The organism is Vibrio sp. 1CM2L, assembly GCF_023161695.1.
GTDB lineage: Bacteria > Pseudomonadota > Gammaproteobacteria > Enterobacterales > Vibrionaceae > Vibrio > Vibrio coralliirubri.
Genome location: NZ_JALNTT010000005.1, coordinates 18,997 through 41,296, shown reverse-complemented (window position 1 = coordinate 41,296; position 22,300 = coordinate 18,997). Strand labels below are relative to the sequence as shown.

The 22,300-nt window shown below is 43.4% G+C and carries 21 protein-coding genes; all 21 read right to left on the bottom strand.

The window, feature by feature from the left end:
• Positions 1–7: 7 nt before the first annotated feature.
• Complete coding sequence (rng, locus tag MSG34_RS17140) at positions 8–1,477, bottom strand: ribonuclease G (protein WP_017061363.1); 1,470 nt, start codon at positions 1,475–1,477, stop codon at positions 8–10.
• A gap of 20 nt (positions 1,478–1,497) precedes the next feature.
• Positions 1,498–2,100, bottom strand: coding sequence for a Maf family protein (locus MSG34_RS17135; protein WP_248338752.1), 603 nt, complete (start codon positions 2,098–2,100; stop codon positions 1,498–1,500).
• Positions 2,101–2,107: 7 nt separating this feature from the next.
• The gene (gene mreD, locus MSG34_RS17130; protein ID WP_017061361.1) at positions 2,108–2,596 is read right to left on the bottom strand and encodes a rod shape-determining protein MreD; all 489 of its coding nucleotides are present in this window, start codon (positions 2,594–2,596) and stop codon (positions 2,108–2,110) included.
• A complete protein-coding gene (gene mreC / locus MSG34_RS17125) occupies positions 2,586–3,473 on the bottom strand; it encodes a rod shape-determining protein MreC (RefSeq protein WP_004735927.1) in 888 nt (295 codons plus the stop codon). Before mreC ends, mreD begins: the two co-directional genes overlap by 11 nt.
• A 94-nt stretch (positions 3,474–3,567) precedes the next feature.
• Entirely contained in the window at positions 3,568–4,611 is a 1,044-nt protein-coding gene (locus MSG34_RS17120; RefSeq protein ID WP_017062957.1) for a rod shape-determining protein, read from the bottom strand.
• A 150-nt stretch (positions 4,612–4,761) separates the two neighbouring features.
• On the bottom strand, positions 4,762–9,372 hold the full coding sequence (locus MSG34_RS17115) for a DUF6701 domain-containing protein (RefSeq protein WP_248338750.1): 4,611 nt from the start codon (positions 9,370–9,372) through the stop codon (positions 4,762–4,764).
• Between the two features lie 3 nt (positions 9,373–9,375).
• Positions 9,376–9,819, bottom strand: a complete 444-nt coding sequence (locus MSG34_RS17110) for an MSHA biogenesis protein MshP (protein ID WP_248338748.1) — start codon at positions 9,817–9,819, stop codon at positions 9,376–9,378.
• Positions 9,809–10,552, bottom strand: coding sequence for a prepilin-type N-terminal cleavage/methylation domain-containing protein (locus MSG34_RS17105; RefSeq protein WP_248338746.1), 744 nt, complete (start codon positions 10,550–10,552; stop codon positions 9,809–9,811). Before MSG34_RS17105 ends, MSG34_RS17110 begins: the two co-directional genes overlap by 11 nt.
• On the bottom strand, positions 10,552–10,938 hold the full coding sequence (locus tag MSG34_RS17100; RefSeq protein WP_248338744.1) for a type II secretion system protein: 387 nt from the start codon (positions 10,936–10,938) through the stop codon (positions 10,552–10,554). Before MSG34_RS17100 ends, MSG34_RS17105 begins: the two co-directional genes overlap by 1 nt.
• 2 nt (positions 10,939–10,940) lie before the next feature.
• Positions 10,941–11,447 (bottom strand): prepilin-type N-terminal cleavage/methylation domain-containing protein, encoded by a 507-nt coding sequence (locus MSG34_RS17095; RefSeq protein WP_248338742.1) that lies wholly within the window; start codon positions 11,445–11,447, stop codon positions 10,941–10,943.
• Positions 11,448–11,589: 142 nt separating this feature from the next.
• On the bottom strand, positions 11,590–12,054 hold the full coding sequence (locus MSG34_RS17090; protein ID WP_248338740.1) for a prepilin-type N-terminal cleavage/methylation domain-containing protein: 465 nt from the start codon (positions 12,052–12,054) through the stop codon (positions 11,590–11,592).
• Positions 12,055–12,089: 35 nt separating this feature from the next.
• Positions 12,090–12,665, bottom strand: a complete 576-nt coding sequence (locus tag MSG34_RS17085) for a prepilin-type N-terminal cleavage/methylation domain-containing protein (protein ID WP_248338737.1) — start codon at positions 12,663–12,665, stop codon at positions 12,090–12,092.
• A 79-nt stretch (positions 12,666–12,744) separates the two neighbouring features.
• Positions 12,745–13,200: a hypothetical protein gene (locus tag MSG34_RS17080; protein ID WP_048614831.1), complete on the bottom strand. Its 456-nt coding sequence runs from the start codon at positions 13,198–13,200 to the stop codon at positions 12,745–12,747.
• A 3-nt stretch (positions 13,201–13,203) separates the two neighbouring features.
• A complete protein-coding gene (locus MSG34_RS17075; RefSeq protein ID WP_048609623.1) occupies positions 13,204–14,427 on the bottom strand; it encodes a type II secretion system F family protein in 1,224 nt (407 codons plus the stop codon).
• A 12-nt stretch (positions 14,428–14,439) separates the two neighbouring features.
• The gene (locus tag MSG34_RS17070; RefSeq protein ID WP_248338735.1) at positions 14,440–16,164 is read right to left on the bottom strand and encodes a GspE/PulE family protein; all 1,725 of its coding nucleotides are present in this window, start codon (positions 16,162–16,164) and stop codon (positions 14,440–14,442) included.
• Complete coding sequence (locus MSG34_RS17065; RefSeq protein ID WP_248338733.1) at positions 16,154–17,329, bottom strand: MSHA biogenesis protein MshN; 1,176 nt, start codon at positions 17,327–17,329, stop codon at positions 16,154–16,156. Before MSG34_RS17065 ends, MSG34_RS17070 begins: the two co-directional genes overlap by 11 nt.
• A gap of 2 nt (positions 17,330–17,331) precedes the next feature.
• On the bottom strand, positions 17,332–18,171 hold the full coding sequence (locus tag MSG34_RS17060; RefSeq protein ID WP_050622248.1) for an AAA family ATPase: 840 nt from the start codon (positions 18,169–18,171) through the stop codon (positions 17,332–17,334).
• A 53-nt stretch (positions 18,172–18,224) separates the two neighbouring features.
• Positions 18,225–19,868 carry a pilus (MSHA type) biogenesis protein MshL gene (mshL, locus tag MSG34_RS17055; RefSeq protein ID WP_050622247.1) on the bottom strand — a complete coding sequence of 548 codons (1,644 nt, stop codon included), beginning with the start codon at positions 19,866–19,868 and terminating at the stop codon, positions 18,225–18,227.
• A gap of 15 nt (positions 19,869–19,883) precedes the next feature.
• Positions 19,884–20,216, bottom strand: coding sequence for a hypothetical protein (locus MSG34_RS17050; RefSeq protein ID WP_017061346.1), 333 nt, complete (start codon positions 20,214–20,216; stop codon positions 19,884–19,886).
• Entirely contained in the window at positions 20,209–20,856 is a 648-nt protein-coding gene (gene pilO / locus MSG34_RS17045; protein ID WP_248338731.1) for a type 4a pilus biogenesis protein PilO, read from the bottom strand. Before pilO ends, MSG34_RS17050 begins: the two co-directional genes overlap by 8 nt.
• Positions 20,856–22,298, bottom strand: coding sequence for an MSHA biogenesis protein MshI (locus MSG34_RS17040; protein ID WP_248338729.1), 1,443 nt, complete (start codon positions 22,296–22,298; stop codon positions 20,856–20,858). Before MSG34_RS17040 ends, pilO begins: the two co-directional genes overlap by 1 nt.
• Positions 22,299–22,300 lie beyond the last annotated feature (2 nt).

The window sequence follows — 22,300 nt, the reverse complement described above, 5'->3', positions numbered from 1 at the left end:
ATTTCCATTACATCATAACAACATCAAACTGCTCTTGTATGTACAGAGGCTCAGCCTGGATTTTAACTTGCTTACCAATAAAGACTTCAAGCTCCGCAAGCGCATGAGATTCATCGCCCTCTAACGCCTCAGCTACGGCAGCTGCCGCATAGACCACAAATTTATCGGCGTCATACGCACGGTTCACTCGCGTGATCTCTCGAAGAATTTCATAACAAACGGTTTCAACTGTCTTCACACTGCCGCGGCCTTCACAAGCAGGACAGCTCGAACACAGGATATGCTCAATACTTTCACGAGTACGTTTACGAGTCATCTCAACCAAACCAAGCTGCGTGAAGCCATTAATATTGGTTTTCACACGGTCTTTGTCGAGCGCAGCCTCTAAAGAAGTTAGTACTCGCTTACGATGTTCCTCAGACAACATATCAATAAAGTCGATAATGATGATGCCACCTAAGTTACGTAGACGCAGCTGACGAGCAATCGCTTGAGTCGCTTCTACATTGGTGTTGAAAATCGTCTCTTCTAGATTACGACGACCAACAAACGCGCCAGTGTTGATATCAACCGTGGTCATCGCTTCAGTTTGGTCGATAATCAGATATCCACCAGACTTTAATTCGACTTTACGATCCAATGAACGCTGAATTTCGTTCTCGGTATCGTACATATCAAAGATAGGCTTATCACCTTCATACAGCTCAAGCTTGTCTGTCAGCTCAGGCACATATTCAGAGGTAAACTCTTTTAGGTTTTCATATTCTAGGCGAGAATCGACCTGAATCTTGCTCAGTTCAGTACCGACGAAGTCACGCAAGATACGCTGGCTTAAGCAAAGCTCACCATACAAACGAGTACGCGCCTTGTGCTTACCACGACGCTCTAATACTTTTAGCCATAATCGCTTCAAGAATGCGGCATCTTGTGCCAACTCATTTGAGTCTGCACCTTCTGCAGCTGTGCGGATGATGAAGCCACCGTGTTCGTCACAGTAACGAGACACGACTTTTTTAAGACGGTTACGTTCAGACTCGCTGTCGATACGTTGAGATACACCAACATGACTTGCGCCCGGCATAAATACCAAATAGCGAGACGGCAGAGTGATATCAGTGGTTAAGCGGGCACCTTTAGTGCCTAGAGGGTCTTTGACCACTTGCACCACAATGTCTTGCCCTTGACGAACAAGCTCCGAAATATCACGAACCTGAAATTGCTTCTTTTCGTTTTCAGCGACACATTCAGTGTGTGGGACAATATCAGAGGCGTGTAAAAAAGCTGCTTTCTCAAGGCCTATATCCACAAAAGCCGCCTGCATTCCCGGAAGAACACGGCTTACACGTCCTTTATAGATATTTCCTACGATACCGCGTCGAGCATCTCGTTCGACATGGATCTCTTGAAGAGCTCCCCCTTCAATCATGGCCACACGAGTTTCACTCGGGGTCACGTTCAGCAACAATTCAGCACTCATGGTGCACCTCAGATTAGTAATTATAAGAATTCTTGCAGTAGCTGGTCCGTTTCAAATAAAGGTAAGCCGACAACGGCGTAATAACTACCTTCGATTCGGGTGACAAAGCGTCCGCCCAAACCTTGGATCCCATAGCTACCGGCTTTATCGCATGGCTCCCCTGTTTGCCAGTATTGTTCTATTTCTTTTTCACTGAGGGGTTTAAACCATACGTCGGTAATAATGATTTCTGTTCTTTGTTTTTCTTCTGAAACCACAGAAACCGCCGTCATCACTTGGTGACGTTCATTCGCTAACTGAGTAAGCATGCGCTTAGAGTCAGCAAAATTAGTCGGCTTCTCAAGCACTTGCCCTTGGCTTACGACGACTGTGTCAGAACCAAGAACTACAGTATCAGAACTAGGAACGACATGCTGCCTTTCAGAAGGGTTATCTTTCAATAAAGACAACGCAGCTAAAGCTTTATCTAAAGATAGTCGCTTAACATATTCTTCGACGGTTTCTTGAGCGTGTTTACACTCTTCAACATCGGTTACGAGGACAGAGAACTCATAACCGAGTTGAGATAGCAATTCTTTGCGGCGCGGAGAACCGGATGCCAAAACTAAATGTTTCTTTTCCATCGTCACGCTACCTCACATGCCAATGGCGACGCACGCGTCTCATCAATAAAAACATCCAAGGCCAAAGTATACAGTTTATCAATGCGCTCCATAACGATAACGGATTGAAAACAACATCTTGGATCAAATATTCACCAAAGAAGATCAATACCTCAAACAAGACCGTTAACGCGGCAATGATCATCGCTTGCTGCCATAACGCCATGTTACGAATGACGAGGAAGTTCATCGCAATAATGTACATCACTATTGCCATCATCATGCCTCGAATACCCAGAGTAGAGCCGATCAAAAGGTCCCACAATAAGCCTAGAATCAAAGCACTACCCACGTTAACACGATGCGGTAGAGCCAAAACCCAGTAACACGTAACCAGCAGTAACCAAGAGGGTCTAAATAAATCTAAGCTACCAGGCCAAGGAATCGTCTGCAGAATCAGTGCTATTAAAAATGAGCAGAAAATCACTACCTTGCTTCTCAAAACGCTATTGGCCATCTTCGCCCTCTAACAATGCTTGTTCTATGCTCGATTGATCCGCTTGCATCTGTTTGTTTTCATCAGGCCATACAAGCAGCAGGTATCTGAGCTTATCGAACTCAACCACAGGTTCTGCTTTAATCACAGCGAATTCACGTTTCGGGTCGTAATCAACGGCAGTAACATAGGCGACTGGATAACCTTCTGGATATACACCACCAAGACCCGATGTCACCAAAAGATCTTCTTCTTGTATATCGGTACTGGTTGGAATGTGCTCTAGTTGGATCTCATCAATCATGCCATTGCCCGAAGCAATCACACGGATGTCATTACGAATAACCTGCACAGGGATCGCATTGTTTGCATCAGTCAGTAGTAGAACGCGACTGTTATGAGCAGCAACGAAAGTGACTTGGCCGACGATGCCTTTTTCGTTGATCACCGGTTGACCTTCATACACCCCATCAATCTGACCTTTGTCGATCACGACTTGATGACGATATGGTGAAGTGTCCACCGCCATAACTTCTGTAACGACTTTCTTCTCATCACGGATAAACGGAGACCCCAACAGCTTACGAAGGCGCTTGTTTTCTTCTTGATATTGCTCAAGCAGAATCAGCTCGCTCTTCAGACGCAAGACTTCTCGTTTAATATTATGGTTGGATTCAATTAACCCTTTGCGAGTGCTAAAACGGTCGTAAACACCATCGAACATAGTGCGAGGCAAGTTGGCTGCATATTGAATAGGCGCAACCATGCTGTTTAATAGATAGCGAACATTTGAGAAAGCATCTAAACGACTATCAGCCAGCATAAGGCTGGCTGATAAAATTACAGCAAAAAACAGGCGCAATTGTAGAGAGGGACCTCTACCAAAAATTGGCTTCATTCTATATTTGGTCCTAGAGCTACATTTGATCCTATAGACAAGGTCCTAGGCTCTTTACATAAAACTAGATAAGAAAAGAGCCTAACACTAGATATTATTCTTCGCTGAACAGATCGCCGCCGTGCATGTCGATCATCTCTAGCGCTTTACCGCCACCTAGAGCAACACACGTTAATGGCTCTTCTGCAACAACAACAGGGATACCTGTTTCTTCAGTTAGCAGACGATCAAGGTCTTTAAGCAGTGCACCACCACCTGTTAGTACCATACCGTTTTCTGAGATATCAGAAGCCAGCTCTGGTGGACACTGTTCAAGTGCAACCATCACTGCAGATACGATGCCAGATAGAGGCTCTTGAAGTGCTTCAAGGATTTCGTTTGAGTTTAGGCTAAAGCTACGAGGCACACCTTCAGCAAGGTTACGACCACGTACTTCGATCTCTTCGACTTCATCGCCAGGGTAAGCTGAACCGATTTCGTGTTTGATCTTCTCTGCTGTCGCTTCACCGATCAGGCTGCCGTAGTTACGACGAACGTAGTTGATGATCGCTTCATCAAAACGGTCACCACCGATACGTACAGAAGACGAGTAAACCACACCGTTTAGTGAGATAACTGCAACTTCAGTAGTACCACCACCGATATCAACAACCATTGAACCTGTTGGCTCAGAAACACGTAGGCCTGCACCAATCGCAGCGGCCATTGGCTCATCGATTAGGTAAACCTCACGAGCACCAGCACCGAGAGCTGATTCACGGATAGCACGACGCTCAACCTGCGTTGAACCACAAGGTACACAAACCAAAACACGAGGACTTGGTTTAAGCACACTGTTGTCATGCACTTGTTTGATGAAGTGCTGAAGCATTTTTTCCGTTACGTAAAAGTCGGCAATTACACCGTCTTTCATCGGACGGATCGCTGAGATGTTACCAGGCGTACGACCAAGCATTTGCTTAGCAGCGTGACCAACAGCAGCGACACTCTTTGCAGAACCCGCACGATCTTGGCGAATAGCTACAACGGAAGGCTCATCAAGAACAATGCCTTGGCCTTTTACATAAATAAGGGTATTGGCTGTACCTAAATCAATCGATAGGTCGTTTGAAAACATGCCACGAAGTTTTTTAAACATATTCTTCGCTCATCCTGCAAGAATTAGAAGACAAAAATTGCACTAAATGTACCAATGCCTTGCTGTTACGGCAAGGCATTGAAGTACAAACATGGACTGAAACCCGCAATTTCTTACAGATTCCTAACTTAAGGGGCAAAAATTATATTATTACTGACCTGTTAAGCCACTTTCACCTCGGTAGATCACACGATCGTTACCACGGTAGATGCCAAATGTGACGACGGTGGAGGGCTCCTGCTCTCCATTAGCGTCATCCGAAACTTCATCACTGTCCCAGTTATATCTCAGCCATGGCGTCGTACTCATACTTTGCCATAATCTAACTTGCTCACGGGTACTAACATCTTCACCCTGAGAAGCGGTAAGATCACGCGACTCTCCGTCAGAAACAACGCCACCATTATCCAAGGTTGCTGTAGTTGTCGTGCTGTCGTCCACAGACCAAATTACGCTACTGGCGCTAGTAGAAGCTACGACATTTGTTGTGCTATCGTCTTCGTTAACAACGAATTGACTGCCGTTCCAATATTCAGCTCTTAATGGAATAGCGATTATCGCTCCAGAGTTTCCTCCAACATCATCGAGATCTATTCGACCAAAACGGATATCTGGTTCTTTTAAAAGCTGGTCACCACCACTCCAAAACTCAACTGGGTCAATGTTATCTTCAATCGCTAACCTAATGTCTGTGATATCTCCAGAGACTCGTTCATTTAGATTGTATGGTCCATCTTCATACCCCACTCCAGTATCTGCTTTAATTACACAGAAGCTGCTGCTTCCTCCGCACTCTCCTGACAAATTAACTGAAAAGTGACCAACGCTCTGATTGGTTCCACTCCAAACCCCATCCCCAAAACTTGGTGAAATGAAGCGTGTTGCCAACTCACTCTCATACAAGGAAAAACTCGTTTGTAACTTTGAATCAAAATATTGGTAATTGTGCACTGATTGGGGGACTTCAGCTCCACCATTAATAGACACTTCTTTAGATAATGCTTCGACGTCAAAAGTAACTTGCTCAAAGTTCTGGTTCATATAATTGAATGTTTGGGCACCAGCGTATTCCCAACTTTGGCCAATAACTTGGAAATACTTAGGATAAAAGCGACCTATCGATTTAGCTCCAGAGAACCCTTCAAGAATCCCACCGTAAAAGCTGTCAGGACTTTCTGTAACTGTAAAATTAAAACTACCCACTTCTGAATATTCTAAGTTCTTAAACTTATAGCCATTATCAGCAAGTACTATATCGGAGCTAGATTGAGTTAGTTGACTAGTCGGCTCTAAGCTACCTAATACTGCACCGCTGTTACTAGGTGTATCTAATGTATGAGTTGCACCCACTGCACCTGCAGAAAGCAAATAATTTTGTGTTACCAAGCTATTATTACATTGCTGGCTTGCATCACTCGTGAATCGAATTGGTTTAGCAAACACGTCAAACTCTTCCCCCGCTGCAACAAACGCATTCCCACCACTGCTGTTACCATCAGAATTGCTGCCCGTACAAATCGCAAATTGCCAAGGACGAGAATTCACAAAAAAACTACCAGAAAGTTTATCAATACCACTCTCAGGGCAACCCGACATCTCACTACAATCAAAGGTGCTGTCGGTCAGAGTTACTTTGAACTGACCTGACTCTTGAATCGAAAGTGTGTCGGTTGTTTCACCGTTATCACTCACCTCAAAATCAGGCGTATAATCTAATAAGGTTCTCGCACTATTTCCGTTCGCAGGTTGAACGATACCTAAACTAACTTTAGGGGTGCCTACATAATCTTGTGATAAAGAAGAATCTTGCGAATTACAAGAGGATACCTTTGCCGTCACGAGGTAATCATCCCCAGCCACAACAAACTGTTCATCAACATCGAACTTATAAGGTACAAAATTAATTTTTGATGCAGCCGTTTCTAAATCACCATTCCAAGTACCACTGACATTATAACTATCTAATTTAGGTGAAGATAAGTACAAAGTTTTTTGCCCATTCACAAAGTGACTTTGGTAGTCCCCCAAAGATGTAGAGCAACTGGTTCCATTCTCATCTTCACACCACTTTCCAGTAGAATTTGGTGTATGTGATGCAGTGAAGTTATCTTGAACGGTGCTAATCACCTTGCCATCATCATCTACGACTTTAAACTCAACTTCAGCGACCTCACAAGTTAGAACATGCGAATATTTTGGGGTCACGACAAGAGAACCAGTTGGAAGTGGAGGAAGTGGACAGCTGTAGTCAGGCTTATTAATAGTTACGTTAGAATTAAATTGGGTCGTTCGTGCCGTTACTGCACCTTCGACTGAGGATTGGTTTAATTCAAGGTAATCCGCAAGAATAAACCCTTTAAATATCGAGTTACTTCCTTCAAAGATCACTTTAGCATCTGGTGCATAGATTATTGGATAGGCATCTTCCGAAGATATTTCAACTCTATTTGAGAAACGAATTTCATCAATGACATTGAGTTGACTTCCTGACTCAAAAATAAATTGAGTCGATCCTGAGCTGTATTTAAACGAGCCAAATGTTACTGAAGATAGCTTAGGGATAACTAACTCAACATCACTACCGTTTGATATGTTTAAGTTTGAAATATAAATGCCGTCCTTAAGCTTCACTCGAACAACATTATAATCAGAACCCCACTTATTAAGCGTCAAACTAGCAAGGTTTTTCTCTATAGTAACTTCAACATTTCGCCCACTTTCTTGATATGAACATAACGATGAACCAGCGCCACATGAAAGGGCTATGTTGTCATTACCAGCGTTTAAAATAAGTGAATCACTAGGTGTTTGTGTTGGCACAGAAACGACATTTGCACCGTCGACTTTACGCAAACTATTCAATGAATCATTGTTTCCAAGATCGCAACCGTATTGCCCATCACAAATAGGGTTGTTATATATTTTATCTAATGTGTCATAATTCGCATGATCGAAACCTAACATTAAGTATTGCTGCATTGCATGACGCAAACTCGGGGAGTCATCATAGAATTGGTAGTCATCAGACTTAGTATTTAGATATCGAGATATATAATCGTCAGACCAACCCAAAAAACGAACCGAGTTGTTAGTGACAGTAAGTTCGCTATTCACTCCAGTCCAGCTTTGGATTGGTTCCGGAAACAAGTTACACACGTTAACCGGAATCTCGACCTCGGGAATTTCAAATGCGAAATAGCCTACTGATTCATAAGCACCATGTTTACGAGTACTAAGAGAAGTAGCATCCTCATCAAATGCGAATGTAAATTGCGACACTCCTCCACTCACATACTGCTTACAATACCGTAACCAACCACCATCACCACCATTTCGGGTTTGCTTATTAGCAATAACACCAAACTTATTAAAACTTTGATGTAGTGATATTTCATTATTCAGGCATGACCAACCAATAGATTTATCTGGTTCTATTTCGATTTTCTGGTTGTAAGTACCCGGAGCTTGAAAAAACTCAATTTTTGATGATTTAGATTCGTCCTGACCTGAAAAAGTAGGGACAGCTAAATAAGCGATTTTCTTAGCTGAAGAAGTTGGCCCTTGTCGACCACGTTCTAAAGCAAGCTTGAATTTTTGGTTAGTTAAACCAGAAATAGCAGTCGTCGCCCAGTCTCGATCCTTACCTTGAACTTGAGCCATAATCACAGGGTTTGCAATATCACCGCCCTGGTATGAAACGGTTTCCCAATCAGAACTGCCACAAGCATTGCCTTTGCATTGAGCCTTAGAAGTTATGATATTGCCAGCTTCACCATAAACCTTGGAACCATTGTGATCGTAAAATGTTAGCCTTCCGGGTTCGGTAACAAAATAATAAATCGGTGACATTCGATCTGTTGAGCTATAACTCTCAGCCGATTCACTCTCAATTGTTGCACCTTTCTTCGAATCCCAAATAGTCGCAACACTAGCCTTTGTTGGTACGCTATTCACGATATCATCAGGATCGATAGTCGACATTAAAAATACAATTGGATTGTCATATTGTTTTTGGAACAACAAGTTACAACCATGAGTACAATCCATCCCTTCAATAGACCCAAACTCATAGGATACGTCTTCTAACTCAGGCGGATTAGTAATGTTACAAAGTGATTGATAAGTATCCACAGGACAGTTTCTATTTGAGTAATTACAGTTAGCATCATCGATCCCACAATAAAAATCAGAGCTCTCATACTCTTTATCATCAGCAACCACTCGCCCACAAATAGATGAGCCTTTTACAATTGCGTCATCATCAGCCTTAATTGCTCGAGTAGATGAAAATATATAGCTCCCTCCAAAGTCGGGTTCCAACTTCACATCATCATGTGTAGATACAACTTGACCATCACAGACCACAGCACCTTTGAGAACAATATCGTTCTTAGCAGTTAAATTGCCATAGATTACAGATTGCCCCTTATCAGTGGTTATCCCTTTATTTGCTACAAAATTGATTGGAGCGTCTGAACTACCTATTTGGCTGTCTTCTATTTGAATATCACTATTTGAAGTAATGGTAACAGGAGCACCGGTAGAATTGACTATACTGTCACCCTCAGCCAAGTATATCTTGCCGTTACAACGATTCTGACTCGAAACCCAGTTTCCTTGACAATATCCAGTATCATTCGGGAATACATATGTTGTCCCAGCAGAGACTGAATATGAAAAAAACAAGAATACTATGAAGGCTAAGACCAAAAACAAAAATCTAGTGCTGTTTGTACCTACATATATCTTTAATTGATACATTAACTACTCCTTCACCCAAAGTTCTTGATTACGCTCCACTTGGCTCACACCAGACCCACAAACTACCGAAGACTCAAGAATATAAAAACTCATACCACCTAACTGACCACGACTCTCACACTCCAACCGGTGTAGTTCACAAGAGACCGTCGCACTTTCAACTAAAGTTTCAGCAAAATTGTTAATATCGGGAGACATTTCTTCTTTACATAAAGAAGATACCGCTGACGAAGCCGTAGGATCTGGGTCAGGATAAAACTGAGTCATAACATACTCATTGACTGAATGGCTTAATAGCCAAGCTTGAGTCCCCATAACAGAGCGTGTATTAGTATCGTGAGTTGACCAACTAGTGCGGGTTAAACTTGTGGCGAGAAACCCAACAATAACAATGACAAAAATAACAATGATAAGTGCGCTACCACGCTGTTGATAATTACGGGACATTGAGCACCTGCACTTCTTGTTCAAAGGTCGTGGTTTCATCATTAACAGTAAATGTAAGGGTTAGATCTACAATTCCGTTTTGCTGAACCGTAGCCGGAGAATATAAAAGGGAACTTTGAGCAACATTTAATTTATCACTAATGATAACTGGCGCTCCACCATTGGCTCTTGTTAAAAAATTATCGCCAGAAAAGCAGTATTCAACAGAATTATCATCGTCAAAAATATAATGCCTATTACTCACAGACCCTCCAACCAACTCACTAGCTTGGCCAGCTAAAGTGAACGCAGCTCCCGACACACCAGTGCCAGTAGCTTGGCCAATATTAGTTAGTGGAAATACATTATCGATCTTACTAATTTCTTTGTAAGGGCGCGTTGGGTTGATAACCATTGATAAATTTTGCAGTGATTGAATATCACTACCTGAATCGCTTACTAAAAAATTGATATCTGCCCCAGAAACAACATAGAAGCCTGAATCTAAAATCGGATAGAAAGATACACAACCGCTGGATACTGCTGAAGGGAATAAGTTAGGCACCGCATGTCTCATCTCACGCGATATTTTTTCAATAACAAAATTGGCTTCAGTTTGTAAGCGATAACGTTCTACCGTACCAAAATAACCTTTTACACCCACTTCCGTGAAATTAGCTAAACCGAGCAACAGAATGCTAGATACAACGATGGCTAAAATCAGTTCGATCAATGTAAAGCCTTTCATTCGCATCAATAGTTCCCCTTAAAAGCATTAAAAGACACTGTTGGCTGCGAGCTTGCGGTAATTTCGACAATGACAGATTTAAGATTACTAGCAGCCCCGGATACAGGCTCTACAGCAACCTCTATTTGAAAGTTTGTATAAGTAGAGGCGTCTTGTATTAGATTGCTGAGATCCGTCTCGCCATTAAACGCATCAATATCACTATAACTTTGCGCCAATAACCGAGACATAACGCTGCTTCCCAAAGCTGAAGCTCGATTATAATAACTTGCGTCGCTCGTTTGAGCAGATTGCGGAGCTAAAAAAGAGGATAATGTAAGCGCCGCAAACCCCAGTAAGACGATTACAATCACTGATTCAATTAAAGTGAATCCTTTGGCATTGGCTGTCATTATCAACACCCTCCTATTTCAGCAGAAACGAATCCTTGTTCATTGATACATACCCAAACACGGTTACTAGTGTTTCCTTGTTCACTGATTGCGATGCCTACTCCGGCGGAAGCTGCAAATAAAGGGTTACCAAGGAGATCAAATTCAAGAATATTCTCGGTGAGGTTTGGCTGGTATTCGAAAGAGTATCCGTCATCCATCACACGATCACTTCTTGGTTCTGTATTTTCATCAGAAGAGCACGCATTAGGAGAGCCTAAACAATTACCATTGGCAGATAGTTGAAAGTTAGCTTGATCTAGAGGTGATGACGAATCAATATTTGATTGCATTCGATTGACTTGAACTTGCCTTACAACTGAGATGGCTTGATCTTGCAAAGCGTAGAGTTCAAAGCTACTTCGACCCGACATACGTGATACAGCTGTAATAGATACGATAGCAAGGATAATGATAACAATGATCAGCTCTACAAGGGTAAAGCCTTTGGGTGGGGGGCTGTTATCCATAATGAGCCTCTAACTGCCTAGCGAATACTGATTATACAAGATAACGAAACTGATGATCTTATGTATATGAATAGTTTTGATATTTATGTGTCGTAGATAGAAAAAAGGCCAGCAGGAGCTGGCCTTAAAATAACAATTTATCTTACTGGCATACGGTTGTATTGCCCTCAGAGACACCATCCACAACACGCGCAGTTGCTTGTGCTGCTGATGTTGCGGCAGTATAGCGCACACATTGTGTTGTATAGCCTTCAAAGCCATAATCAACTACAGCTCCAGCCGTATTACCACCGTTGGCCATGTACACAAAGCCATCCATATCGATAGCCGCCGCAATACCTTCAGATGTAGCAGTTGGGTAACCCCAAATAGTTTCAACATCTTCAACGTCAACGGCAGTGCTTGAAGTTTCCTGACCTTCAATGGCTGCTTTACCAAATACAATACCCGAAGCACCATTCATAGCACCAGCTAAACCTTGAAGTGCTGATTCCTTCGCATCATCTTGCAGGTTTAGGAAACGAGGTGCCGCAGTTACAGCAAGAATACCTAGAATAACAATTACAACCACTAGTTCGATTAGGGTGAAACCGCCTTGTCTTTTCATAGTTAAGCTCTCTCTATGTTTAATTTTACGCAGACTTACTGCAAAGTTACGGTCACACGACCAGTTTTAATTTCGTAAACAAATTCATGCTCGGTACTACCTTCTAATTGAACGTAAGTACAGGTTGCATCACCTGAATTCGCTTGCGCTGAATATTTGTAATTTGAGTCATTAGCGACATCTGAAACCGCACCTACTTTAGGTGGATTTTGCAGCAAGTTTTCCATCAACTCAGAACATGTTTCATCTGAAATATCTTGTGGAGCAGTGCTCGAATTATTGTTCAGAGTCCACGGATAGCCATCACGAAAGTCGGTCTCGACCTTGTTACTGTTCTTTGATCTTGTTAACCAAAAATCAACACCATCATAGTTTACAGTATTGTATGTTTCAACACCTATCTTCTCTGATGGCCTAGCTCCTGCTTCCCACTGTGCTCTTGCCGACAGTACTGCTGTCGCAAAACCACCAGCAACGCCTTCAATGCTTGATTTCTTGGCTTCATCTGTCACATCTAAGAAGCGAGGTAGGGCGGCAACCGCCAATAAACCAACGACTACGATCACTATGACTAATTCGACAAGGGAGAAACCCTTTTGATTCTTAAGCATTTTCTACCTACTCATCTAATTATTAACGCGCATTATACATTCGCGCTCGTATAAAACCATAAAAAAACTGTCAATATTTTCACAAAGCCAAAATATTGGCTTTCACACTAAACCTTTCTCTTTCGAGTAATATATCTATCTGATATTTATCAGTATAATGATAAATGCAGTGAAACTGTATGTTATCACTTTTATCCTCAACACTTGGAGAGCTTAGCCCTAAAATACTCCCTTGAGGATATAATTGATCCAGCCAATAGTTACAGTCTCGCTCTGAGCCTTGGATAGGCATTACCCATCCAGTTCTGCTGTAGATTTTTGGGGCTTCCGAGCCTTCTTCTTGCCCAGCACCCGATAACAAATATTGTTGTTTGAACAAATTGGCTTGCTCTAAAATCCGCTTGCTCGCGACGATAAATGCCGTGTTAGTCGCTTCTTCTTCTACCGTTTTGAATGCCGAAAGCACACCGACAATAAGAAAAAGAATAACCACTGTCCAAATAACAAAACGTGAGCGTTGTAGGTTATTTAGCATTCCCTAGCCTTTGATCGCATCCAACATTCCCCACATCGGCAAGAAGATACCTAGTGCCAAAATCAGCACCATGCCCGCAACGATGGTTAACAAAATGGGTTCAATTCTAGCGGTTAGGGTTTTCAGATCGTAATCAACTTCGCGGTCATAAAAATCAGCCACTTCAAGTAAGAGCTCATCAATACGTCCCGTCTCTTCACCAACTGAAATCATTTGTATCACGAGCGGTGTGAAAATTTCGCTGTTAATCGCGGTCGATGAAACCGTACTACCGGCTTCAATGGCCGACTTCATCGCTTGAACTCGCAACTCTAGAAAACGGTTATCTAAGGCTTCCGCCGATAACGCTAGCGACTGGTTTAGTGGAACACCGGCTTTTAGCATCAAAGCAAAAGTACGCGAGAAGCGTGACAATAGTGCTCGATTCACTACTCCACCAATGACCGGCATTTTTAAGCGCAACCGATCCCATTTCTCTAGCCCTTTGTCTGTCTTAACCCAGGCTTTAAAAGCAAAGATAAGACCAAAGATCACGCCAAGCATTAAGCCCCAGTAATTCACAAAGAACTCAGACATACCAATCAAGATACGAGTAGGCAGTGGTAAGTCGACACCAAAGCGCGCAAACATGCTTGAGAACTGTGGAATAACCTTGATGTTAAGAATAAACATTGCGATCAAGATAAAACTGATCACGAATGTTGGGTAACGCATCGCAGTCTTAATTCGTTTGCGAGTCTCAACTTCCTGTTCGTAATATCCAGCTAATTGCAGCAATGCCTGATCTAGACGACCTGTGTTTTCACCAACACCAATCATCGAGACGAACAACGGGCTGAATACCTTTGGGTGCATCTGCATTGACGCCGCTAACCCACGACCATTAGTTAACTCTGCAACCACTTCTTCTAAGGCGGCTTTCAGCTGCTTATTTTCACAGTTTTGAGTTAGGCCTTTCATCGATCTTAATAGTGGTACACCCGCTTTGGTTAGGCTGTATAACTGTCGACAAAACAGAACCAAGACTTCAAGCGGAACATTCGGAGAGAACAGGCTCGATACATCCATATCTAAGACTGAACCACCACTTTTGCCCAGTTTGATAGAGGTTGGAATGATCCCTTTGCTCATCAAGCTTTCAGCAGCAAGATCTTCGTTATTCGCGTCTAATTGCCCACTTACTTGGCTACCATCAGAGCTGCGACCTACATAACGATACGTTGGCATATCATTCTACCCCTACAAATAAATTGGGTCAGTGGCACCGGACGCATCGCCTTCGCCAAGATGCATTATCTCATCAAGACTCACGACACCTTGCAGAGCCAATTCCATCGCAGAAGCCAGTAACGGTTTGTAGTTTTCAGACTGTCTAGCCGTTTGAGCAAAACCAACCGCATCATTGGCTCTTAGTGCATCCATCATGTTTTGCTCTAGCTCCAACATTTCAAATACACCAATTCGCCCGCGGTAACCGGTTAAGTTACAGTTCTGGCAACCACGGCCTTTCATAAACGGCACACCTACTTGGTTAGGGAAACGGACGCTCAGCCACTGCTTGCGAGGTTCATCTAACTCATCCTCAACCTTACAATCGGTACACACTTTACGAACTAATCGCTGTGCGACTACTGCTCGAACGGCGCTCGCCACCAAGTAACCTGGAGCACCCATATCCATCATACGCAACGCACTGTCTACTGCATCATTGGTATGCAGCGTACTTAATACTAAGTGACCGGTCAGTGCAGCTCTCAAGCCTATCTCAACGGTTTCGTGGTCACGCATCTCACCGATAAGAATAATATCGGGATCCTGACGTAGAAAGGTTCTCAAGATAGTAGAGAAATCGAGATTGATCTTAGGGTTTACCTGAACTTGATTCACACGAGGTAGGCGGTATTCCACCGGGTCTTCCGCAGTAATGATCTTTTTACCCGGTTCGTTTAATTCACTTAACGCGCCGTATAAGGTTGTTGTTTTACCTGAGCCGGTTGGGCCGGTAACCAAAATCATGCCATGTGGACGGCGCAATTGTTGACGCAGACGAACCAACAGATCACTCGGTATGCCCGACTCTTCTAGTTTACGTAGGCCCGCTGATTGGTTAAGAAGACGCATAACTACTGATTCACCGTGCTGTACCGGCATAGTGGACATACGAATATCAACCGACTGACCTTTAGCTCGGATATTAAATCGGCCGTCTTGAGGAAGACGTTTCTCTGAAATATCGAGGTTTGCCATCAGCTTCAAGCGCAGTACAAGTGCTGAAGCAATATTCACTTCATTCAGCAGTGTTTCATGCAGCACACCATCAATACGCTGACGAAGACGCAATACGTTTGAGTCTGGCTCGATATGGATATCCGAAGCACCAACCTGAATAGCATCTTCAAATAGTGAGTTGATCAGCTTAACGACGGTTACTTCATCACTGTCTTCTTCAGCGATATCGAAATCAAAGGCATCATTAACTTGGTGTTCAGCGTGAAGTTGCTCAGCAAACGAGGCAATCTCTTTGGTTCTTCGATAATAGCGATCGAAGCCATCAACCAATTGCCTTTCTTGAGCAACAACGAATTCAAGCGCGTAATCGCCGAGCTGACCAAGCAAAGACTCTTGGGCAAACAGATCGGCTGGGTCACTCATTGCCACACGCAAAGTGTCACCTTGGCGTCCAATAACCAATGCACGAAGGCGACGAGCATGTACTTCTGGCAAAAGCTGTACTGCTTCAACATCGACAACGGCTCGGCTTAAATCAATAAGAGGAATCGCTAACTGCTGCGACAAAAAGCTCAGCATTTGCTGTTCTGACAAGAAGCCAAGCTCAATTAGCGCATCACCGAGCTTACGCCCAGTACTTTTCTGAGCGGCCAGTGCTTGTTCAACTTGATCCTCAGTGATAATGCCTTCTTCGACAAGCAAATCACCAAGTCTTTTTCTTAATCTAATTTGCATCGCCGCTCTCCTCTAAAGCATTGAGTATTTTTAACCGGTCACGCACAAAGCTTTGTGATTGAGATGAGATACCGACTCTGGTTAACGCACCTTGGTATGACGCTTTAGCGGCTGTGAAATCGAGTTGACGTTCTTGCTGAATCGCTAAGCCCAACCACCAGCGAGCATTATCTGAATCGACCTCAACCAACTTTTGGTAACTTTCCAATGCCACTTCTTCTTGCTGAGACTTTTGACTCAGCGCCGCACGCATCGCCAAGTAATTTTGAGTAGCGTTCGGTGGTAAATGTATTAACGGACTTAAAGCCGCTTCTGATTGATTTGCTTTTACCAGCAGTTTTGATAACCCTAAACGCAGTTTTTCACTATTGATGTTGAGCTTGATACCAGACTGATAAAGCTCATAGGCTTTGCGAGTATCGCCTTTACCAAAATAGAGAATCGCAAGTTTCTGGCGAACATCTTCATTTCGTGGCGTGTAGCGTAGAGCTTCAGTGTAACCCTTCAACGCACCAGTAAGATCATTCGCATCAAGCGCTTTCTGAGCTCGACCTTGTGCATTCACAGATAGCTGTTCCGGAGTTAACTCAACCTGCTCGATCAACATTCCGCTATTTTCTGAACCTCCAGAGGCGACAGGCTCATTAGAGATAGACGCAGGGTCTTTTTTTTCCACACTCGCAACGTAAATCGGTTGGGGAACTTCAGTATCAGTCGTTTTAGGCGTGCTTAGAGGTTTAGTTGGTATTTGTTGTTTTGTCGCTTTTGGGGCAGACATAACAACTGATTCGGAAACATCGGGCTTAACTTGAACGCTTTTTGCCATCACGGAATGTTCTGTTAAAAGGCTCGCAGAGTCTAGCGTCACCAGTTTCTTAGTTGGTGATGAGATAGGTTGAGCAACTTCCTGAATGCCATTTGAACCATCAACGACAGAAACTTGAACTTGTAGATCTCGAGTTGAGATTGACTGCGCAACAATAGACGGCTCAATCACTGGGCCTTGCGATATCGCCCAGCCGCCCATCGCTAAGCTCAAAGTAAATCCTGCAACTACCCAAACCAATGGGGAACACGTTTTTACTTTAGGTACGACTGCCGCTTCAATCGAAGTCGCTGATTTTTTCTTTGCCAATTCAGACAAGGCGTTGTTAATGACGCTCATAATTAATTCCAACCCCACAGTATTGGCGTTTTAAATTTAGGCTTACACACATCGTACGTTTCATGCATAGCAGAAAACAGATGTTGGTTGTCGATACTTTTCTTATCTTCACTGAACGAAAGCAATAGAGCCTTGTGGCAAAGTTGGTTTATCAATCTAGGGATACCTAACGACGAACGACAGATCGCCTTTTTTTGATTCAAGCTGAATAACTCAGGGCTACCACCAGATTTAGCAATCCGATTATCAATATACGCCACCGTTTCATCGAGAGTCAGCGGTCTCAGTGTCGAACTAAATGTGATTCTTTGGCGAAACTGCCTTAGGTGGTAAGCCTCTAATCGAGCATCCAATTCTGGCTGACCTAATAGAACAATCTGCAGCAGTTTTTTATCTTCCGTTTCAAGGTTACCAAACAACCTTAATGTTTCGAGAGCTTCATCTGATAGAGCCTGAGCTTCATCAAGAATAGCCACTACTCTTAAACCTGAATTGTGTAACTCAATAAGCTTGTGCTGAATGTTATCAACCAAGGTTGCTTCATTATCGACAGCTAAACCAAGCTCTGTAGCAACCGCCTGGCGCAAGTCTGCCCCTGATAACACAGGGTTTGGTAAGTAGATCAGAGCTGTACAGTCATGTAGGTGATTGACCAACATCCGGCAAACCATGGTTTTTCCAGTGCCGACCTCTCCGGTCACCTTAATCACGCCCTCGCCCATTTCCAACGCCGAGATTACCGTCTGAATCGCTTCAAAATGAGGCGCTAAACCATAAAAGAAATCGGTATTCGGCGTTAAGGTAAATGGCAGTTGTTCAAAACCAAAGTGAGCTTGATACATACGACGACCTAGCTTAGTGAGACACTGCCACTCTATATTGAGAAAGTAAGCAATTACTCTTCATCAGGGAACCACTGTTGAAGAAGATCACGTGAACGCTCCAACTCATTTTGCCAAGTATTCACACCCACGATCGTTGGCTTAAGCAAGATCACTAGCTCAGTTTTTTGCGTTAACTGATTGGTATTACGGAACAAATGACCTAAGGCTGGAATATCACCGAGGAATGGAACTTTAGAGGTCACATCACTGGTGTTGGATTTCATCAAACCACCAATAACAACCACATCGCCGTCTCGTGCTCGAATCACTGAGTCAGACTCACGAATAGAACTTTTCGCTAAAGGAAGTTGCACGATGCCAGTTGTTGAACCTAGATTGAGCTCTTTCACTTCTTCCTCTACTTCGATAACAGCGGGGTGAACATGTAAGAACACACTGCCTTTATCGTCTATCTGAGGGGTCACATCTAAAGAGATACCAGAGAAGAATGGAGTTAACTCAACCTCAGGTGCGACGTTCGCGTTATCACCACTGCCTACCGCGCTAGATAAATCCGTCACGTAGTATTCGTCAGTACCCACTTTGATAACTGCTTTCTGGTTGTTTGCCGCTGTGACTCGTGGGCTTGATAGAACGTTCAAGTCACCTTGAGTATCCATAAAGCTCAATACCGCTTCGAAACTGCCATCTGAGATCGTTACGTTGGTTTGTCCGCCTAACAAAGAGCTGATCGCATCTAATGGAGGCAATGTTCCACCTGGTCGGTCGATAACCACACCACCACTGCCAATAGATTTAGATAAATTAGACCAGCTAATACCTTGTTGGTAACCATCACTCAAGGTTACTTCCATGATTTTGGCTTCTAGGATCACTTGACGCTGCAGGCGTTTTTGAGAAATACCTAAGAACTCTCGAACCTCACGAATTTCATCCGGGTAAGCACGCACTGTAATCACACTCGCTTGCGGGGTCACGACAACGCTTTGCCCATCACCCGAACCAATTAAGTGAGCAACCGCCGCTTCAAGCTGTGGCCAAAAATCACTTTCAGAGGTCGTTTCAATCTCTGTACCACCATTCGATGTCGAGTTTGATGAATTAGAAGAGTTAGATGAATTTGACGAGTTTGAGTTCGAATTCGAATTTGAAGAGCTCGATGAATTCGAATCTGAGTTAGAGATCGTGCCTGTGGTGATCGTCGTTAGTGAGCGACCAGAACGCTTAACTTGTAAGTAATCGACAGGGATAGTTACGGTGCGAAGACCGGCAGGATACACTTGAATCACTTTGCCACGCTTTTCAATATCGTAGCCATACATATCTTGAGCAACAGCCAGTACCTCATCTAACGTCACGTCAGTTAGATTAAGCGTAAGGTTTCCAGACACACTTGGGTGAATAGCCGCGCTATACTCCGTACCTTTCACTAGGCTTGCAAAAAAGGTTCTCGCTTCAACGCCTTTTGCCTGAATACGGAAACGCTTAACCGTTTCCATACCCGGAGACATAGAGTCAGAATTAAGCTGAGGCATAAGGTCATCTTGAACCGACGAAGGCAGCTCATGAAGCGCTCTGCTATTGGCTTCATTAATTGATTCGTTTAAAGACTCTTTAATCTCAACAGGATCTCTATGTCCCATCGAACAGCCGACTAAAGATGACACTAGGATTGCTACTACAAGTTTACGCATGTCTTCACTCTAACCTTAATTATTCTTAACATCTAAAGAGAACATCTCTAATTTCCACTGCTTAGAGCTTCTCTGCAGAGTGACGTATTCTGGATCTATGTTCTTAACTCGGTACCCTCTGATCGTTTCCCCTTGTCCGAGAATCTGACCATTCATAATCGCATAGCAAGGCGTATCTCCCTTACACACGATGCTTTCTAAAGAAGGCAAGCGATAACGAGTTGGTGCTTTCTTAGCAGGCGCCGTTTTCTGTTGAGGTGAAAGCCAGCCTAATGGCGCCGTGGGATCTTGCTCAGCCCACACAAAAGAGCTACTAAAAAGCAAGGACAACAAAAGAGTTCTAACCACCGATAAACTCCTGTCTAGTACCTAATGTGTAAACCTCGAACACCAGTCGAGCTTTGGGGTATTCTTCTACTGAGTACTCAAATGTGCGCCAGTAGTAACTCACAGGTAGAGACTCAAGTGCTTGAAGGTAAGCGGAGATATCAAAGTAACTGCCGGTTAGCTCCATTCTTACAGGGTGAAGAAAGTAGCCTGAATATTCGCTGGTCTCTTTATTGTTCGAAATCGCTTCTGGTTTTAGTGACTCTAGCGATTCAAGCTTTAGCCCATTACCGGCGTTAAGAACGCTCTCCAATAACTGCGACATTTGAGAAGGTGTGATTAACCCATCGACAATCTGCGAAAGTTGAAGTGAGAGATCTTGGCTCTCCACCAGCAATTTTTTGTACTCTCGATTAATGTCTTTGTCTGGGTCTTTGTTTAACTTAGCTTGCAGAACAAATAGCTCACCCTGCTGCCTTTGGTTCGATTGGGTCAGGCTGGTCGCCTTGGCATTTTTAGCTTGTAGGTCGAGATACGCTGGCTCAACCAATAAGGTGAACAACAACATCGATAGGCCAACAAATCCACACAAAAAAAGTAGCCATTTTTCTCTTTGACTTAATGCAAGAAACTTGTCGCTCAGCTGGTTCCACTGCTGCATTATTTACTCTCCCGACGAGTGCTTAGCTCGAACGTCACCACATCCTGATCATTACGACCAATTTTTAGTTTTTCAAAAGTGCGCCCGACTAAATTAAGCTCACTTTTGAACTGACCAATCCAGTTCGGAACGACATTTGCGTTACGAGCCAAGCCACTAAGATCTAAAGTATCGTGGGTCATGTAGATGTGCGAAAGAGAGATGTCATTTCGGCCTAATTTAGCTAAGGAATTCATGACGCCAGAATACCCGACTTGTTGGGATTCGTCGTATTGTCCAACAGCCTTCAAAGCCTCTTTTTTAGCCTCAGTCTCACGTTTGAGACGCGCAACAGCCGCGACTTTCTCTGGAGACGGATTATGCTGAGTTAACTTACTATTCAATTGGTTAACTTGCTTGTTAAGTTGATTCGAGTCTTGTTGCAGAGCTGTTAGTTCTTTATCTAGATTAGAGACCTGATACTGCATCGCGAAGTAACCACCAAGCAGCAAAACACAAACTCCCCCCCAACTCGCAACAACATTGGTCAGCGTAAAATATTCTTTTTTAGGCTTAAGGTGTTCTGGGTAAAGATTGACCTTAAACGTCTCTTTTTTAGCTGCGAGTTTAACCAACAAACTCTCTGAATTATCACGCTCACCTTCAACCAACAATGAAACTGTCGAGCTCAATGTACTGTTTAAGGCACTTTGTAACTCTGCTTCATCTTCTTCGTCACAACAGATTTTCAACTGGTGAAGCTGGGTGCCTTTAATTTGCGAAGAAAGGTAATCAATCGAGCGTTGAAGCTCTAAAGCGAGACCATCCAACTGCAGAGCACTTGACGCAACCCCAGTTAAAGGTGGGACAACACTGCGGATTGTTCTTTGAAAACAAACGGTATTTTCAACAAACGCACCCAACTTAAAGTGTGAATTGGCGCTGCGCTGCAAAAGAATGAAATTAGACAGTTCGCCAGCGCTGTAACCCCAGATTTCATCTTCAGGAGCAACGCCTATTAATTCAACCTGAGCCGAATTAGTGATATTCAAAAGCTTGTCCAACAGCTTTTTAGGCAGGACATATACTTGCAGCTTGTTCGACGTTGGTAACGCGACCGCACTCGCGGTAATTTCCGTGACTCTTTCTGAAACAAGATCTTTGAGTAAAAAAGGCAGAGCTACCGACCATTCACTCTCTGGAATGTCCGGTTTATCAATTTGGTAGGTTTGGTAGTAGTTAGCACAAACAATCAATTGGACGCTATGACTGGTAAACGCCTCACTGCTAAGCGATTTTTTTAGCGCACTCTCCCAGTCCCCATTAACCACGGGAATGCTGGCTACTTGAGGCTCTTGTTCTGTCGATGAAATATAAATGGCATCATTGCCCAGCAGGACAACTTGCGAGCTACCTTTACTATTCGTTGGCTTTATTTTGTCTAAAATCGCTTTAAAATTCATTC